Origin of the sequence: Sphingosinicella sp., from assembly GCF_013911755.1 — a bacterium.
In the GTDB taxonomy this organism is placed as follows: Bacteria; Pseudomonadota; Alphaproteobacteria; order Sphingomonadales; family Sphingomonadaceae; genus Sphingosinicella.
The window spans coordinates 154,679-171,721 of the sequence record NZ_JACESP010000002.1 but is presented as its reverse complement, the minus strand read 5'-3'; the positions used below and the strand labels follow the sequence as shown (position 1 = coordinate 171,721).

Genomic DNA, 17,043 nt, shown 5'->3' with positions numbered 1-17,043 from the left:
CGGCAGCTTTGCCGCAGCCCTTTTTCTTTGCGCGCGGGACAAGGCATTTGCGGTTGCGGCCCAGGAACCCGCGTGACATTGGAGCCCGATCCGAGGGGAACAGGACTTTGAAATGACCGACGCTCTGCAACTCGAGATCGATGGGCCGGTCGCGCGTATCGCCTTCAACCGCCCCGACAAGCGCAACGCCATTTCGCAGGCGATGTGGGAGGCCTTTCCCCGTCTTATCGAAACTGCCATTTCAGACCGCGCGGTTCGCCTTATCACCATCCAATCGGTCACTCCCGCGATGTTCTCGGCGGGCGCCGATATCGGCGAGTTCGCGGAGCGGGCGCGAGACCCGGTGTGGCAGACGGGCAACCGGCAAGCGCTACGGAATGCTCAGATTGCCATATCGCGTGCACCGGTCCCGACGCTTGCGATTGTCGACGGCGACTGTGTGGGGGCAGGGTGCGGCGTTGCGCTCGCCTGCGACATGCGGATCGCCTCGTCGCGCGCCCGGTTCGGAATCACGCCTGCGAAGCTGGGGCTTGTCTATCCGCTGCACGACATCAAGCTGCTCGTCGATCTGGTGGGGGCCGGCCAGGCGCGGCGCATCCTCTACACAGGCGAGCTATTGTCTGCCGACGAAGCGCTGGTCATTGGTCTCATCGAGATGGGGACGACCGTGGAGGCACTGAGCCGTGAAACGGATTTGCTGATCGCACGGATCGTGGAAAATGCGCCGTCGAGCACCATGGGGCTGAAGGGGCTCGTCCGCCGCGTGCTCGATGGCGATCGGGATGACGATGCGGCCAGCGCGGCGATATTCGATGCGGCCTTCGCCGGTGCCGATTTCGCCGAAGGACTGGCCGCATTTGCCGCGCGCCGCAAGCCGGTGTTCGCCGATCGATGAGGGCTGCCGAATACCTGCCCGGCGCACCGGGCCGTCTGCTCATCATCGCCGATCACGCTTCTAATGTCGTACCGGCAGAGATCGCGCTCGGGGTCAGCGCGTCGGACTTTCAAAAGCATATCGCATGGGATATCGGTACCGCGGCGCTGGCACGGAGTCTGTCGGCCGCGCTCAATGCGCCTGCGATCCTCGCGACCGCATCGCGTCTCGTGGCGGACTGCAACCGCGCACCGGAGGACGGCGGAGCGATCCCCCCAGCGAGCGACGGCATTCCCGTGCCCGGCAACGCACTCAGCGCCGATGCGCGGCGAGCGCGCCTCGCGGCGTGGCACGAACCGTATCACGTCGCGATCACCGATGCGCTGGACCGGCTCGAACCTAGGTTGCTTGTCTCGGTCCACAGCTTCACGCCATGCCTTGCCTCACGCCCCGAGGAGGCGCGGCCCTGGCACGTCGCGCTGCTCCACAACCGGGACGACCGCGCCGCACGGATCGCCATGCGCGTCCTCGCCGCCGAAGGTTTTACGGTGGGCGACAACCAGCCCTATTCAGGCGCGGTCTACGGCTACACGACGGACCGCCATGCGGAGGCGAGGGGGCTTCCCCATCTCACCTTCGAGATCCGCCAGGATCTGCTTGCGGATGAGGGCGCGATTGCCGCATGGACGCAGCGTCTCGGCCGTGTCATTTGCATCGTCGAATCCGAGCTTCTGGAGGTAATCGCATGACGACATTCGACAAATCGAAATTGCCGAGCCGTTATGTCTCCGTCGGTCCGGAGCGCGCGCCCCAGCGGTCGTATTACTACGCGATGGGCCTGACCGAGGAAGAGATCGCCCGGCCCTTCGTCGGCGTCGTCTCCGCGGGCAACGACAGCGCGCCCTGCAATACGATGCTCGACCATCAGGCTGACATCGCGCGCAAGGGCGTCCACGCCGCGGGCGGGCTGCCGCGCCGGTTCAATACCATCACCGTCACGGACGGTATCGCGATGGGTCACCAAGGCATGAAGGCCTCGCTCGTCAGCCGCGAAGTGATTGCGGACTCGGTCGAGCTTTCGGTGCGTGGGCATTGCTATGACGCCATCGTCGGCTTTGCGGGCTGCGACAAGTCGCTGCCGGGGATGATGATGGCGATGCTGCGGCTGAATGTGCCTTCGATCTTCGTTTACGGCGGTTCGATCCTGCCGGGGCGGTACGAAGGGCGCGACCTTACGGTGCAGGATGTATTCGAAGTTGTCGGGCAGTATGCGTCCGGCAAGTGTCCACTTTCACACCTGACCGCGATCGAGAAGGCGGCGTGCCCCGGGCATGGCGCGTGCGGCGGGCAGTATACGGCGAACACGATGGCGTGCGTGGCCGAGGCGATCGGCCTCAGCCTGCCCAACAGCAACATGGCGCCGGCGCCCTACGAGACGCGCGACGACATTGCCGAGGCAGCCGGGCGCCAGATCATGAAGCTGATCGAACTGAACCTGCGCCCGCGCGACATCTGCACGCGTGAGGCGTTCGAGAACGCCGCGCGGGTCGTCGCGGCGACGGGCGGCTCGACGAACGGCGCTCTGCACCTTCCGGCGATGGCTTCGGAAGCGGGCATCGAATTCGACCTTTTCGATGTCGCGGAGATTTTCAAATCAACGCCTTACGTCGCAGACTTGAAGCCCGGCGGTAAGTACGTCGCCAAGGACATGTACGAGGCGGGCGGCGTTTACATGATGATGAAGACGCTGCTCCAGGGCGGCTTCCTTCACGGCAACTGCATGACCGTGACGGGCAAAACGCTCGGCGAGAACATCGAGGAAATCACGTGGAACCCTGACCAGAAGGTCATCCGCGAGGTTTCAAACCCGATCACCCCCACGGGCGGCGTTGTCGGTCTCAAGGGCTCGCTCGCTCCCGATGGCGCGATCGTGAAGGTGGCCGGGCTCGCCAAGCTCACCTTCGAGGGTCCCGCCCGCGTGTTTGATTGCGAAGAGGACGCGTTCGCTGCCGTCGAGAACCGCCAGTTTGAGGAGGGCGAAGTCCTCGTCATCCGCTACGAAGGCCCCAAGGGCGGCCCCGGTATGCGCGAAATGCTCGCCACCACCGCCGCGCTCTATGGGCAGGGCATGGGCGACAAGGTGGCGCTGATCACCGACGGGCGCTTCTCCGGCGCCACGAGGGGCTTCTGCATCGGCCACGTCGGCCCCGAAGCTTCGGACTGTGGCCCCATCGCGCTTATCGAGAACGGCGACCTGATCCGCATCGACGCTGTCGAGGGCACCATAGACCTCCTCGTCGGCGACGATGTTCTCGCTGAGCGCCGCGCGCGCTGGCAGCCGCGCATCAACGCCTACCAGTCCGGCGCGCTGTGGCGCTACGCCCAGAACGTCGGCCCGGCCAGCAAGGGCGCCTGCACGCATCCCGGCGCCAGCGCCGAGCGCCACGTCTACGCCGACATCTGAGCGCGAAGACAGTGTGGTGGGCGATGTCGGCAGCGGCAGCACGGGGATCGACTTCGGCTGTGGCGGTATCGCCCCCGCGCTCCCGCCCTGCGCGGGCTGGGGTATCGCGGACCAAACGGGCTCTCCGCGCGAATCGCGCGGAATCTCACCCGGTGTCGTCCTGACGCCGCCCGCATAGAAAGGGGACGGCGCACAGGCGCCGACGATGAGCGTGACGGTGAGAACGATGAGGGCAGGAAGGCGCATGACGTCATATGCTGTCGCAAGAACGGTGCGCGTTGACAAGCCTGCCGTGATCGGTGTCGGGTCTTTCCATGCCAGCTGAATACCCGCCGCTTCTCTCCCGCGAACCCGTCGTGACCGCTGCCGAAATGCGCACTGCGGAGGCAACAGTGATCGCTGCGGAGACGAGCGGCTTTGAATTGATGTGCCGCGCGGGCGAAGCCGCCGCCGCGGGAATTGCTGCGTTTTACGGTCCTGCGCCGGTGCTGGTGCTGGTCGGCCCGGGCAATAACGGCGGGGACGGCTATGTCGTGGCGAACGCGCTGAGACAGCGCCGCTGGCCGGTCGAGGTCGCCGCGCTGGCGCCCCCCGCGACCGAAGCGGCGCAGCAGGCCGCCGCGCTGTGGAACGCGCCCGTGATCGACATTGCCGACGCGGAGCCGCGCTTCGTCCTTGTTGACGCGCTGTTCGGGACAGGGCTGACGCGCGGGCTGGAAGAGCCGCTTCTTTCGCAGTTTCATGCGCTTGCACACGCATCTTCAGTCACTGTTTCGCTCGACCTGCCGAGCGGTGCCGCAACCGACGACGGTACGGCACTGTCGCCGCTCGTGCGCGCGGACCTCACCGTCACGTTCGGCGCGATGAAACCCTCGCACCTGCTGCATCCTGCTGCGGCATCCTGCGGACGTGTCGTCGTGGCCGATATCGGCCTTGGCGAGATCGAGACGAGGCTTTTCAGGAATGGCGCACCGCAAACTGCGGCACTGGCGACGGACACGCACAAGTACCGCCGCGGACACGTGCTCGTCGTTTCGGGTGCGATGGCGGGCGCGGCATGGCTCGCCGCCCGCGCAGCGCAGCGGGCCGGGGCGGGCTATGTGACGCTGGCCTCGGAAACGGCGTTACCGCCGTCGTCACTCGTCGTGCAGCCGCTCGGCGCAATCGACCTCGCCCGCGCGGATGCCGTCGTGCTCGGCTCTGGACTTGGCCGCGATGCTGAGGCGCAGGCACGCGCCAGGAGGGTGCTGAACGCGGGACGGCCGCTGGTGCTCGATGCGGACATTTTCACGCTGTTTGCGGACGATCCTGCGTCGATTTTCGACCTCGGCGCCGTGATGACGCCGCACGAAGGCGAATTCGCGCGCCTCTTCGGCGATCTTCCGGGCAGCAAGGTGGATCGCGCCCGCGCTGCCGCCGCACGCTCCGGTAACGTAATCGTCTTGAAAGGCCCGGACACGGTGATTGCCGCACCGGACGGCCGCGCGGCCATCAACGACCATGCATCGGCGCGCCTCGCGACCGCCGGCAGCGGCGATGTGCTTTCGGGCATGATCGCGGCGCACCTCGCACGCGGTGATGCGCCGTTCGACGCCGCTTGCGCCGCCGTGTGGCGTCACGGTGATGCCGCGCTTCGGGGGCGGGACGGCCTCATCGCGGAAGATCTTGTCGGCCTGATCCGTTGAGCATCGAGACCATCGTTCGCCTCGCAGCGCGCGGTGACGGCGTCACCGAAAGCGGCCGCTATGTCGCCGGGGCGATCCCCGGCGATACGGTGGAGGGTGACGTCATCGCGGCGGGGCCGCACCGGATTGCGCCAGCCTGCCGGCATTTCGGGGTCTGTGGCGGCTGCCAGCTGCAGCACGCGGACGACGCCGTGCTTGCCGAATTTGTATCGGGCCGCATCCTCGGCGCGCTGGCCGGTGTCGGCATCGTGCCGGAGACGGTCCACCCGGCGCATTTGTCGCCAGCGGGCGCACGGCGGCGTGCAAGCTTCCGGCTGGTACGCGACAACGGCAGCGTTCGCATCGGCTTCAACGTCGAGGGCAGCAGCGCGGTTGTCGACCTTGCGGAATGTCCGGTGGTTCAGCCTGCGCTCTGGGACGCGGCACGCGCGCTGCGGGACGCGCTCGCGCCGAAGCTGCGCGCCGGGCACGCCGTCGGCATGACGCTTACCGAAACGCTCTCCGGCTTCGACGTGTTGCTCACCAACCTCTCGCTTGCCGCTGCAGACATCGGCGCGCTTGCGGCGCTGGCGTCGGAGGCGCGGCTGGCCCGGATTGCGACCGAAACCTCGGCGGGCGTCGAGATCGCGCTTCAGCTTGCCGAGCCCGCCGTGCGCTTCGGTGACGTCACCGTGGCATTGCCGCCGGGCGGCTTCCTGCAGGCGACCGTGGACGGGGAAGCGGCGTTGCAGGCGGCTGTGCGGGAGGGGATCGGCGGCGCTGGAACGGTGGCGGACCTGTTCTGCGGCGCCGGCACGTTCGCCCTGCCGCTCTCCGCGCGCGCGAAGGTCTTCGCGGCGGATGCGGCGCGCGATGCCGTCGCCGCGCTTTCAGCGGCCGCCAAACGCTCCGGACGACCGATCACGACCACTCACCGCGACCTGTTCCGTCAGCCGTTGCAGCCTGCGGAGCTCAGTAAATTCGATGCCGTGGTTCTGGACCCGCCGCGCGCGGGCGCAAAGACGCAGGTGGAGACGATCGCGCGTTCAAAATTGAAGCGGGTCGTGCATGTCTCGTGCAATCCCAATACGTTCGCGCGCGATGCAAAGATCCTGCACGAGGCCGGATTTCGGCTGACCGAGCTATGGCCGGTCGGCCAGTTCCGCTGGTCTATCCATGTGGAACTGGCCGCCGTTTTCCTGCGCGGTTAAGCGAAGAGCTTCGCCCAGCCGTGCTTGGGGCGAGTCTTCCAGTGGCCGCGGTGGTAAGCGTCCGACGCGAGCAGCGGCAGCACCGAGCCTGCTTCGGCGAACACCATCTGTTCGAGCGTCGTGTCGACCTTGCCCCAGCTGGCGGCTTCCTTGAGCGTCGAGGACGAGCAGGCGCCGTCGCGGACGTCGGCGACCGTGATCTGCACGGCGTACTTGTGCATCTCGACGTCTTCATGGCCGAGGATTTCGGCGCAGACGACGGTGTCCTGAACGAAGTTCTTCGGAACGCCGCCGCCGATCATCAGGAGGCCGGTGGTGCCCGCCTTGATCTTGATGTCGGTGAGTTCGCGGAAGTCCGCGATCGAATCCATCGTCATGTAGGGGCGGCCCGCCTTCATGGCATCGACCTGGTGCTTCACGAGCCCGAAGCCCGCCGAGCTATCGGTGAACGCCGGGCAGAAGATCGGCACGTCGTGCTCGAAGGCGAGTTTGACGAGGCTGTTGTCCTTCTTGCCGTGCTTCGAGAGATAGCGGCCCATCTCGCGGATGAAGGCGCGGCTCGAATAGGGCTTCGGGTCGAGGCCGTTCGCGATCTCCCCGATCGTGTGGTCGCAATCCTGAAGCTGCTCTTCATCGATATAGGTATCGTAGATGCGATCGATGTAGAGCGAACGCAGAACGTTATCATCAGGGATTTCAAGCGCCTGGTAGTGCTTGTGGCCAAGGCCTTCGAAGAAATCCATGTCGACGATCGACGCGCCGGTGGCGACGATGCCGTCCACCATGTTGTTGGCGACGAGATCGGCATAGAGATTCATGCAGCCGCCCGCCGAGGTGGAACCGGCGATGACGAGGAAGATCGAGCAGTCCTTGTCTTCCAGCATGGTGTTGTAGATTTTCGTAGCACGCGCCAGGTCGCGGCTGGTGAAGCTCATGCCGTCCATCTGATCGATGATCGGGCGGGCGTCGAAGCTCTTGATATCGATGTGGCGCACTTCTTTCGAGAGAAGCTCGGCCTTGCGCTGCGCGTCTACGCGAACATCGGTCATTGGTATTCCTTCCAGTCGATAAGTTGCTGTGGACTGGCTCGGCGCATGAAAAGCGCCGCCCGCGGCCGGATTTGCCGGCGCCGAGCGGGAAGGGGACGGCCGCCCATGACAGGCGGCCGTTCTCAGTTGCGTATGGCAGTAACGCTCTGCGGTGTCGACTCCGTGACAGCATAGGCGCTCGCCATCGGTTCGTCGGTGACGATCACGGTTTCGCCGTTCACGAAGCCGTTGAATGCCGTGCGCATGGCCGCGCCATAGGCGCCGAGCATACCGATTTCGATATAGTCGCCGGCCTTGACATCGGCGGGCAGCATGAACGGGCCGGCCATGTAGTCCATGTCGTCGCAGGTGGGGCCGTAGAAGCTGAACGCCTCTTCCGCGCCGATGCTGCCGCGCAGCAGCTTCACGGGGAAGCGCCATGCGACATGCGCCGCATCGAACAGCGAACCGTAGGCGCCGTCGTTGATGTAGATGACGTCGCCCTTACGCTGCTCGACGCGGACCAGAACGCTCGCGTATTCCGCGCAGAGCGCGCGGCCCGGCTCGCACCAAAGCTCCGCCGAATAGCTGATCGGCATTGCTTCGAAGGCGCGGTGGATCGCATCGAAGAACATCTGCATCGGCGCCGGGTCCATCCCCGGATAGATCGACGGGAAGCCGCCGCCGACATCGACGACGTCAACCGTGACGCCCGCGTGGACGATCGCGGCGCGGACCAGCGTCATCGCCTCCACATAGGCCTGCGGGCTCATCGCCTGGCTGCCGACGTGGAAGCAGACGCCGAGCGCGTCCGCCGCCTGCCGCGCGGCGAGCAGCAGCGCCGGAGCCTCCTCGATGGAGGCGCCGAACTTGGAGGCGAGGCTGAGCTTCGAGTGCGCCGAGGACACGCGCAGCCGAACGCAGAGCGTCAGGTCGGCAGCGCCGCCCGTCGCCTCGACGATCTTCGCGAGCTCTTCGTGGCTGTCGAGCGAGAAGGTGCGGACGCCGTGCTCGAAATACGCCTCGGTGATCGCCTCGGGCGATTTCACCGGGTGCATGAAGCACAAGGTCGCTTCCGGCAGCAGGCCGCGCACCAGACGCACCTCGTTGATCGAGGCAACGTCGAAATGCGTGATACCGCCCTCCCAGAGCGTCTTGATGATCTCGGGTGAAGGATTGGCCTTCACGGCATACATCGACAGCCCCGGAAACTTCTCGACGAAGAATCGGGCCGCACGGTTTGCCGCGTGAGGACGAATGAGGGTGACAGGCGCGTCAGGTCGAAGGACCGACGCTACCCCCAGCGCGCTATGAAATTCTCGCAACTCAAGGGACCTCCAGGAGACAGTTGACATGCACTGCCTTGCGGTGGAAGTCCCATGGGGCAGCGGACGCGCTGTTTAGGGTCGGGGGCGCGTGATGTAAAGAAAAAATCGCTGAAGCGTTCTTATTGTTTCCCCATGTGAAATCAGCGAGTTAACAGAAGATGAACACACCCGCCCTTGAAGACGTCCAGGTGGCGGCCGCGCGCATTGCCGGCGTCGCCATTCGAACCCCGCTTTTGCGCTCGGATGCGCTTGACGATGTGACCGGCGCGAAGGTCTGGCTGAAGGCCGAATGCCTGCAGCGCACCGGCTCGTTCAAATTCCGCGGCGCATGGAATCGGTTGTCGGCGCTGACGCCGGACGAGCGCCGCGAAGGCGTTGTCGCCTTCTCCTCGGGGAATCACGCGCAGGGCGTCGCGCTGGCGGCGAAGCTGCTCGGCATCCGCGCGACGATCGTAATGCCGTCCGACGCGCCGCGCATCAAGGCGGAGGCGACGCGCGGCTATGGCGCGGAAATCGTCAGCTACGACCGGCTGAGCGAACGCCGCGAGGTCATCGCCGCGAAGATCGCTGCGGAGCGCGGCGGGGTGATCGTTCCGTCGTACGACGACCCGTGGATCGTTGCGGGGCAGGGGACGGCGGGGCTCGAGATCGCCGAGGACATCGGGCAGCCCGATATCATGCTGGTGTGCTGCGGCGGCGGCGGCCTGGCGAGCGGCATTTCGCTCGCGCTGCCGGACAGCGAGATCGTCGTCGTCGAGCCTGAGGGTTATGACGACGTCACTCGGTCGCTCGCAAACGGCGCCATCGAACCGGTTCGCGATCCGGGGCCGACACTGTGCGACGCGCTGCAGACGCTCGTTACCGTGCCGCTGACCTTCGACATATTGCATGGGCGCGGCGCGCGGGGCGTGGCTGTCTCGGAGGCCGACGTGAAGGCGGCGGTGGCGTTCGCGTTCCGCACGCTGAAACTGGTGGTGGAGCCCGGCGGCGCGGCGGCGCTGGCGGCGGCGCTTTCGGGAAAGCTGGATTTGAAGGGCAAGACCGTTGCGATCACCCTGTCGGGCGGCAACGTCGATGCGGAAACCTACCGGGTCTGCCTCGGCGTTTAGGCGGCGTCCGTCTTGCGGATCGTGCGAACCTTCGCCGTTACCGGCTCGTCGAGCAGGCCGTCGAGTTCATAGGCGGCGCGCGCGGCACCGTCGCCGAGGCGCTTGATGTCGGTCGCGAACGCGCTCGCGTCCTTGCCGGGACGCGCCAGCGTCATGGCGTCGATCAGCGCGTCGAGCAGGCTGACGGACGTGCTGGTGGCGTAGTCGGCGGCGAAGTTGTGATTGTGGGCGACCATCGGGCGATTTCCTTGTGCGTTGCAAGGGAATCTACGACCGGCTTCCTAACTCTTGGTAAATCGTGCGGCGAACCACTGCTCGACTGCCGTTCTGGCCTCGTCCGTGAGGTGGAGGCCGAGCTTGCTGCGGCGCCAGAGCGCATCGTCCTCGCTTTGCGCCCACTCCTCGGCGACCATGTGTTCAAGCTCCGCGGTGAACACGCCGCCGAGGTTTTCGCCGAGGCCGTTCTCCAGCATCGTGTCAGCGCGCGTGCCGTAGAGCCTTGCCAGCCGATCTACGATTCGCGGGTCGTAGTCGGCGTGTTTCACGCGCAGGTTTTCGCGCCACTTCGTCCACGCCTGCTGGCCGGTGAGGCCCGGAAGGCGCGGGAAATCGCTGCCCGGCAGCGGCTGCCCCGCCGTCCAGCGCGTGCTTTCGGGATAGAGGCGGCCGAGCACGTCTTCGGCAAGCAGCCGGTACGTGGTGATCTTGCCGCCGATGACGGTGACGGCGTCACCGCCTTCGTGCGCGACGATCTTCCAGTCGCGCGTCGTCTCGCGCGCGCCTTTGCCTTCCTCCAGCACCAGCGGGCGGATGCCGGCGTAGGTTGAGATGATGTCGGCGCGTTCGAGCGGGCGGGAGAGATAGCGGTTCGCGGCGGCGAGCAGGTACTCGGTTTCCGCCTCGGTGATCTGCGGCGCTTCCGGCGAGTCGATCGTCGTTTCGGTGGTGCCGATCAGCGAGAAGTCGTTTTCGTAGGGGATGATGAAGACGATGCGGCCGTCAGGCTGCTGGAGAATGTAGCTGTCCTGCCCGCGGCCGATGCGACGCGTGACGAGGTGCGCGCCCTGCACCAGGCGGAGGCGGGGAGCGTCGGGGAGGCCGAGGACGTTGGCGGCGACTTGGGCCGCCCACGGTCCGGCGCAGTTGATGACGTGGGTTGCGGACAGGTTCGTGCCGTCGCCGAGTTCGGCATTCCAGCCCGATGGGCTTCGGCACGCGCTCGTGACGGCGGTGCGGGGGAGGACGAGGGCGGAGCGCGACGAGGCATCCTGCGCGTTCGCGATGACGAGGCGGGCGTCGTCCACCCAGCCGTCCCAGTACCGAAACGCCTGCGTGTAGCGCTTGTCGAGTGGCTGGCCGGCGTGGTCGTCTCTCAGCACGACCTTTGCGGAGCCCGGCACCTGCTTGCGGCGCGCGAGATGATCGTAGAGGAACAGCCCGGCGCGGATCATCCAGCCGGGGCGCGTATCGGGGCCGAGCGGCAGGATGAAGGGCATCGGCCGCGTGAGGTGCGCGGCAATATCGAGCAACACCTCGCGTTCGGCGAGCGCCTTGCGGACCAGCCGGAACGCGTAGAATTCGAGATAACGCAGCCCGCCGTGGATGAGCTTCGTGGATGACGAGGACGTCGCCCCCCCGATGTCGGCGGCATCAACGAGCGCGACCTTGAGGCCCCGCCCGGCGGCGTCGCGCGCAAGCCCTGCACCATTGACGCCCGCGCCGATGATGAGAAGATCGAAATGGCCCCTGTTCACGGGCGTTTACCTAAAGCCGCTGCGCGCGCTAGGAAAGCGGGTAATGACGCACATCCTCAGCATCGACGAAGGCACGACCTCGACGCGCGCGGTGGCCTTCAGGCCGGAAGGGCGCATCGGCGCCGTGCACGGCGAGGAAATCGTCCAGCATTTCCCGCAGAGCGGCTGGGTGGAGCATGATCCCGCCGAGATCTGGGACAAGACGCTGCGCGCCGCGAATCGCGTCGTCGGAGACGTCGGCGCGCAATCGATCGCCGCGATCGGCATCACCAACCAGCGCGAAACGATCGTGTTCTGGGACCGAAGGACCGGCGATCCGCTGGCGCCCGCGATCGTCTGGCAGGACCGGCGCGGCGCGGCGATCTGCGCGGACCTGAAGGCGCGCGGGCTGGAAGACGACGTACAGGGCCGCACCGGGCTTCTGCTCGACCCCTATTTTTCGGCGAGCAAGATCCGCTGGGCGCTCGAAAACTGGCCCGAGGTCCGCGAGGCGGCGAAGGCGAAACGGCTGGCCATCGGTACGATCGATTCGTGGCTGATCTGGCGTCTGACCGGCGGGCTCCACGTCACCGACGCCACGAACGCCGCGCGCACACTGCTGATGGACCTTCAGCGCTGCACATGGGACGCCGGGCTCGCCGCGCTGTTCGATGTGCCGATGGAGGCGCTTCCCGAGATCGTCGATTGCGCGGGACGCATCGGCGAGACGCGGCTGATCGGCGGGCGCACGATTCCGATCACCGGGTGCGCGGGCGACCAACAGGCCGCTGCGATCGGGCAGGTGTGCCTTGAACCCGGCGCAGTCAAATCGACCTACGGCACGGGCGCGTTCCTGCTGGCGCACGCGGGAGACGCCGCGCCGGTGTCGTCGAACCGATTGCTTTCGACGGTGGCGTGGCGGCTCGGCGGGCGCGCCGCCTATGCGCTTGAAGGCAGCATCTTCGTGGCGGGCAGCGCGATCAAATGGCTGCGCGACCAGATCGGCATCATCGCGAGCGCTTCGGAAACTGCCGGACTTGCCGCATCGGTGCCCGACAGCGGCGGCGTTGCCTTCGTGCCCGCCTTCAATGGCCTCGGCGCGCCGTGGTGGGAGCCCGATGCGCGCGGTATCATCACCGGGATCAGCGGCGGCACGACGCGCGCGCACATCGTCCGCGCCTGCCTTGAGGCGATGAGCCTGCAAACGTCGGATCTGCTCGATGCGATGCGCCGCGACGGCGTGTCGCCTTCACTTCTGCGTGTCGATGGCGGCATGGTGGCGAACGACTGGCTGTGTCAGGACCTTGCCGACGTGCTCGGCGTCACGGTCGAACGCCCGAAGGTCGTGGAGACGACGGCGCTCGGCGCGGCCATGCTGGCCGCGGTCGGGTGCGGGCTGTTCGCCGACCTCGAATCGGCCAGCGTGATGTGGCACGCCGAACGCAGGTTCGAGCCGGTATTGAACGAGGAGACGCGGAGCGTGCGCAAAACCAACTGGGCGACAGCGGTGCGGCAGGTGATGGCGGGGCTTCCCGAATGACCAATATGCTCGCGATCATCCTGTCGTTTGCCGTGATCGCCGCCCTCATCATCGGCGGCGGCGGCGTGTGGATCGTGCTGAAACGTCCGGGCGAACGCAATAAGGGCCTGCTGATGGTGGGCGTCGCCATCGTGACGCTCGTCAACGTCTGGCTGCTCGCCGCACCCATAACCTGACATTTTGCTTCAGTTGCCGGGCGCTCAGCCCCGGATAGACTTGCCCACGCAACAGCGAGGGGGAGACATCGCGTGCGCCATTGGGGAGTGATCGCGGCCTGCCTGCTCGCGGCTGCGTGCGGCAGTGCCGGGAAGAAGGCTGCGGTAGATGACGCGCGGCTCGCCGCTGCGGTCGACGAAGCCGGAAGCTGGCTGACGCATGGCGGCACCTATGAGGAGCAGCGCTACAGCCGGCTCGATGCCGTGAATACCGATACCGTGGCCAAGCTCGGGCTCGCGTGGAGCCACACGTTCGACACCAACCGGGGGCAGGAGGCGACGCCGATCGTGGCGGACGGCGTGCTCTACACGACGTCGGCATGGTCCAAGGTCTACGCGTTCGACGCGAAAACCGGTGCGCTGCTGTGGGAACACGACCCGAAGGTGCCGGGCGAAACCGGCTTCAAGGCGTGCTGCGACGTCGTGAACCGCGGCGTCGCGCTCTATGACGGCAAGGTCTATTCGGGGACGCTCGACGGGCGGCTGATCGCGCTCGACGCGAAAACCGGCAAGCTCGTGTGGAGCGAGGTCACGGTCGACCAGTCGAAGCCCTACACGATCACCGGCGCGCCGCGCATCGTGAAGGGCAAGGTGCTGATCGGCAACGGGGGCGCCGAATACGGCGTGCGCGGCTATGTTTCCGCCTATGACGCCAAGACCGGCAAGCTCGCGTGGCGCTTCTATACCGTTCCGCCCGGCCCCGGCGCGCCTGCGGACGGCGCGGTTTCGGACCCGATGATCGAGACCATGCGTGCCACGTGGGCGGGCGACTGGTCGAAATTCGGCGGCGGCGGCACGGTGTGGGACGCGATCGTCTATGACAAGGATTTCAACCAGATCCTGATCGGCGTGGGCAACGGCAGTCCGTGGAACCACAAGATCCGCTCCGAAGGGAAGGGCGACAACCTGTTCGTCTCGTCGGTCGTCGCGCTCGATGCCGATACCGGTGCCTACAAGTGGCACTATCAGGGGACGCCGGGCGAAACGTGGGACTTCACGCAGACGCAGCCGATCATCCTCGCCGACCTCGCCATCGACGGCACGCCCCGCAAGGTGATGATGCAGGCGCCCAAGAACGGCTATTTCTATGTGATCGACCGCAAGGACGGGAAGCTCGTTTCGGCCAAAGGCTTCGTGCCGCAGACGTGGACGACCGGAATCGACATGGCGACGGGGCGCCCGATCGAGGCCGAGAACGCCCGCTTCACCAAGGGCACGTTCGTGGCGCTGCCCTCTGCGCTGGGGGCGCACAACTGGCATCCGATGGCGTTCAGTCCGAAGACGGGTCTTGTTTATCTTCCCGCGCAGGAGGTGCCGTTCGCCTATCTCGCCGATGCCGGCTTCAAGGGGCGCGAAGGCGGCTGGAACATCGCCATCGACTTCCTCGCCAACGCCGCGCCGGATGACCCGGCGCAGTTTCGTGCGCTCCGCGCTCTGCTGAAGGGCCAGCTTATCGCGTGGGACCCCGTGCAGCAGAAGGAGGTCTGGCGCGTTCAATACGATGGGCCGTGGAACGGCGGCGTGCTCGCGACCGCAGGGAACCTCGTGTTTCAGGGCAATGCCCACGGTGAATTCGCGGCGTTCGCGGCGGACAGCGGCAAGAAGCTCTGGGCCTTCGATGCGGGCACCGGCGTGATCGCCGCGCCGGTCAGCTATGCGGTGGACGGCGAGCAATATGTGGCGGTGATGGCGGGCTATGGCGGCGCTTATCCGCTTTCGTCGTCATTCGTCGACAATCCGCGCCCGATGCCGAACGGCCGCCTGCTCGTCTTCAAGCTCGGCGGACGCACACCCTACAAGATCGAGCGCATCGAGAATGCGCCCGCAACGGTCGTCGAGGCGGCGTGGAGCGCCGAAACCGTGACGCACGGCGCGGCGCTTTATGAGGCCACATGCGGCGTCTGTCACGGCGCGGCGGGCATTTCCTCCGGCGTGCTGCCGGACCTGCGACGCTCGGGCGTACTTGCCGACAAAGACAACTGGAACGCCGTCGTTATCGGCGGTGCGCTCAAAGAGCGCGGCATGGTGAGCTTCGCCCCGTGGATGTCGGCGGACGATGCCGAGGCGATCCGCGCTTATGTCGCGGGCAAGGCGAAGCTGTTGGCAGCGTCGGAGGCCAAGGGCGGGTAGATGCGCAGGTCGCGCCACATGGCACAGCGTCGCGCCGGGTTCGGCTGCACCGCCAGTCGCCGCGCAAGCGCCGGCGGGGTCTGATCGGTGGCGAGAACGCGGAAACCGAGCCGCGCGTAGTAGGGCGCGTTCCAGGGGATCGTGCGATCCGTTGTGAGGCTCGCAGCCTTGAAGCGGCGCTTCCTGGCAGCGATGAGCGCCGTTTCGATCAGCAACCGCCCGATGCCGCGTCGCTGGCAGGACGCGGAAACCGATATCTCGTCGATATAGAAGCTGTTCTGCAGCCGTTCGGCGCGCAGGAAACCGACCGGCATTCCGCCGTCGTCCGCAACCCACAACGCTCTTTGCGAAAGCGCGGCGTGGAAGTGCTCCCGCGCAGAGGTCTGCCCGACCGCCCACGCCATGTGCGTGCCTTCGAACAGCGTCGCGGCGGACAGCTCGACCACCGCCAGCGCCGCAATGTCGGCGTCGCTTCCGTAGCGGACGATCAATGCGCTCGGGTCAACGCGCGCATGGCGTCGTCGAGCCCTTCCAGCGTCAGCGGGAACATGCGGCCCTCCATCAACGTCTTCACCATCTGGATCGATTGGCCATACTGCCAGTTCTTCTCCGGGATCGGGTTCAGCCACACGGCGCTGTGATAGACATCGGTCATCCGCCGCAGCCACACCTCGCCCGCTTCCTCGTTCCAGTGTTCGACCGAGCCGCCGGGATAGTTGATCTCGTAGGGGCTCATCGAAGCGTCCCCGACGAAGATCAGCTTGTAGTCGGCCGGGAACTTGTGGAGCACATCGAGCGTCGGTGTGCGCTCGGTGAAGCGGCGGCGGTTGTCCTTCCACACGCCTTCGTAGACGAAATTGTGGAAGTAGAAGAATTCGAGGTGCTTGAACTCGCTGCTGGCGGCGGAAAACAGTTCCTCGCAGAGCTTGATGTGCGGGTCCATCGATCCGCCGACATCGAGGAACAGCAGCACCTTCACCGCATTGTGCCGCTCGGGGCGCATCACGATGTCGAGGTAGGCCTTGCGCGCGGTGCCCTTGATCGTGGCGTCGAGGTCCAGCTCGTCCGCCGCGCCGGTGCGCGCGAAGCGGCGCAGGCGGCGGAGCGCGACCTTGATGTTGCGCGTGCCGAGCTCGACCTCGTTGTCGAGGTTCTTGAACTCGCGCTTGTCCCACACCTTGATGGCGCGGCCCTGGCGGCCTTCCTTCTGGCCGATGCGGACGCCCTCGGGGTTGTAGCCATAGGCGCCGAAGGGGGATTTTCCCGCCGTGCCGATCCACTTATTGCCGCCCTCGTGGCGCTCCTTCTGCTCTTCGAGGCGCTTTTTCAGCGTCTCCATGATCTCGTCCCACGAGCCGAGCTTCTCGATCTCGGCCTTCTCCTCCTCGGTGAGGTAAAGCTCGGCGAGCTTTTTCAGCCACTCTTCGGGGATTTCGGCGGTTTCCGCCTCGAAGCTGGTTTCAAGGCCGTGGAAGACCTTGCCGAACACCTGGTCGAAGCGATCGAGCAGCGCCTCGTCCTTCACGTAGGCGGCGCGCGAGAGATAGTAGAAACTCTCGACATTCCGGTCGATCACGCCCGCCTTCAGCGCCTCCAGAAGCGTCAGATGCTCCTTGAGGCTCGCCGGGATCTTCGCGGCGCGGAGGGCGTCGAGGAAATCGAGAAACATGCGCTGCGGGGCCTTTCGGTGGTCCAGTCCGCGGAAGGCATAGAACAATCCGCGCGCCGACGCATTACCCGGTTCCGC

15 protein-coding genes are annotated in these 17,043 nt (G+C 66.3%); 9 read left to right on the top strand and 6 right to left on the bottom strand.

Features of this window, described 5'->3' with window-relative positions:
* Window positions 1-112 precede the first annotated feature (112 nt).
* The 5 genes from H2052_RS02585 to H2052_RS02565 all read left to right on the top strand — a co-directional run bounded on the left by H2052_RS02585 (window position 113) and on the right by H2052_RS02565 (window position 6,213).
* Window positions 113-895 (top strand): enoyl-CoA hydratase-related protein, encoded by a 783-nt coding sequence (locus H2052_RS02585; protein WP_293777685.1) that lies wholly within the window; start codon window positions 113-115, stop codon window positions 893-895.
* Window positions 892-1,623, top strand: a complete 732-nt coding sequence (locus H2052_RS02580) for an N-formylglutamate amidohydrolase (protein ID WP_293777682.1) — start codon at window positions 892-894, stop codon at window positions 1,621-1,623. The genes H2052_RS02585 and H2052_RS02580 overlap by 4 nt, the downstream gene beginning before the upstream one ends.
* Entirely contained in the window at window positions 1,620-3,338 is a 1,719-nt protein-coding gene (gene ilvD, locus H2052_RS02575; protein ID WP_293777679.1) for a dihydroxy-acid dehydratase, read from the top strand. Before H2052_RS02580 ends, ilvD begins: the two co-directional genes overlap by 4 nt.
* A gap of 314 nt (window positions 3,339-3,652) precedes the next feature.
* Window positions 3,653-5,023: an NAD(P)H-hydrate dehydratase gene (locus H2052_RS02570; protein ID WP_293777676.1), complete on the top strand. Its 1,371-nt coding sequence runs from the start codon at window positions 3,653-3,655 to the stop codon at window positions 5,021-5,023.
* On the top strand, window positions 5,020-6,213 hold the full coding sequence (locus tag H2052_RS02565; RefSeq protein ID WP_293777673.1) for a methyltransferase: 1,194 nt from the start codon (window positions 5,020-5,022) through the stop codon (window positions 6,211-6,213). The genes H2052_RS02570 and H2052_RS02565 overlap by 4 nt, the downstream gene beginning before the upstream one ends.
* Here the strand turns inward: H2052_RS02565 and H2052_RS02560 are convergent.
* Together H2052_RS02560 and H2052_RS02555 are read right to left on the bottom strand one after the other, a co-directional pair.
* Window positions 6,210-7,262, bottom strand: coding sequence for a deoxyhypusine synthase (locus H2052_RS02560; protein WP_293777671.1), 1,053 nt, complete (start codon window positions 7,260-7,262; stop codon window positions 6,210-6,212). The two genes, H2052_RS02565 and H2052_RS02560, sit on opposite strands and share 4 nt — an antisense overlap.
* Window positions 7,263-7,384: 122 nt before the next feature.
* Entirely contained in the window at window positions 7,385-8,566 is a 1,182-nt protein-coding gene (locus tag H2052_RS02555; RefSeq protein ID WP_293777668.1) for a type III PLP-dependent enzyme, read from the bottom strand.
* 161 nt (window positions 8,567-8,727) lie between these two features.
* Here H2052_RS02555 and H2052_RS02550 point away from each other — a divergent pair, with 161 nt between their 5' ends.
* Window positions 8,728-9,678: a threonine/serine dehydratase gene (locus H2052_RS02550; RefSeq protein ID WP_293777666.1), complete on the top strand. Its 951-nt coding sequence runs from the start codon at window positions 8,728-8,730 to the stop codon at window positions 9,676-9,678.
* On the opposite strand, the gene H2052_RS02545 is transcribed toward H2052_RS02550, so the two are convergent.
* Together H2052_RS02545 and glpD are read right to left on the bottom strand one after the other, a co-directional pair.
* The gene (locus tag H2052_RS02545; RefSeq protein WP_293777663.1) at window positions 9,675-9,914 is read right to left on the bottom strand and encodes a hypothetical protein; all 240 of its coding nucleotides are present in this window, start codon (window positions 9,912-9,914) and stop codon (window positions 9,675-9,677) included. The genes H2052_RS02550 and H2052_RS02545 overlap by 4 nt on opposite strands.
* A 45-nt stretch (window positions 9,915-9,959) precedes the next feature.
* A complete protein-coding gene (gene glpD, locus H2052_RS02540; RefSeq protein WP_293777660.1) occupies window positions 9,960-11,432 on the bottom strand; it encodes a glycerol-3-phosphate dehydrogenase in 1,473 nt (490 codons plus the stop codon).
* Between the two features lie 43 nt (window positions 11,433-11,475).
* On the opposite strand from glpD, the gene glpK reads away from it, so the two are divergent.
* The 3 genes from glpK to H2052_RS02525 all read left to right on the top strand — a co-directional run bounded on the left by glpK (window position 11,476) and on the right by H2052_RS02525 (window position 15,296).
* Window positions 11,476-12,951 carry a glycerol kinase GlpK gene (gene glpK / locus H2052_RS02535; protein ID WP_293777657.1) on the top strand — a complete coding sequence of 492 codons (1,476 nt, stop codon included), beginning with the start codon at window positions 11,476-11,478 and terminating at the stop codon, window positions 12,949-12,951.
* The gene (locus H2052_RS02530) at window positions 12,948-13,127 is read left to right on the top strand and encodes a hypothetical protein (protein ID WP_293777654.1); all 180 of its coding nucleotides are present in this window, start codon (window positions 12,948-12,950) and stop codon (window positions 13,125-13,127) included. Before glpK ends, H2052_RS02530 begins: the two co-directional genes overlap by 4 nt.
* 72 nt (window positions 13,128-13,199) lie before the next feature.
* Window positions 13,200-15,296, top strand: a complete 2,097-nt coding sequence (locus H2052_RS02525) for a PQQ-dependent dehydrogenase, methanol/ethanol family (protein WP_293777652.1) — start codon at window positions 13,200-13,202, stop codon at window positions 15,294-15,296.
* Here H2052_RS02525 and H2052_RS02520 read toward each other — a convergent pair.
* The gene (locus tag H2052_RS02520) at window positions 15,242-15,787 is read right to left on the bottom strand and encodes a GNAT family N-acetyltransferase (RefSeq protein ID WP_293777649.1); all 546 of its coding nucleotides are present in this window, start codon (window positions 15,785-15,787) and stop codon (window positions 15,242-15,244) included. The two genes, H2052_RS02525 and H2052_RS02520, sit on opposite strands and share 55 nt — an antisense overlap.
* On the bottom strand, window positions 15,784-16,965 hold the full coding sequence (locus H2052_RS02515; RefSeq protein ID WP_293777646.1) for a VWA domain-containing protein: 1,182 nt from the start codon (window positions 16,963-16,965) through the stop codon (window positions 15,784-15,786). The genes H2052_RS02520 and H2052_RS02515 overlap by 4 nt, the downstream gene beginning before the upstream one ends.
* Between the last annotated feature and the right edge of the window lie 78 nt (window positions 16,966-17,043).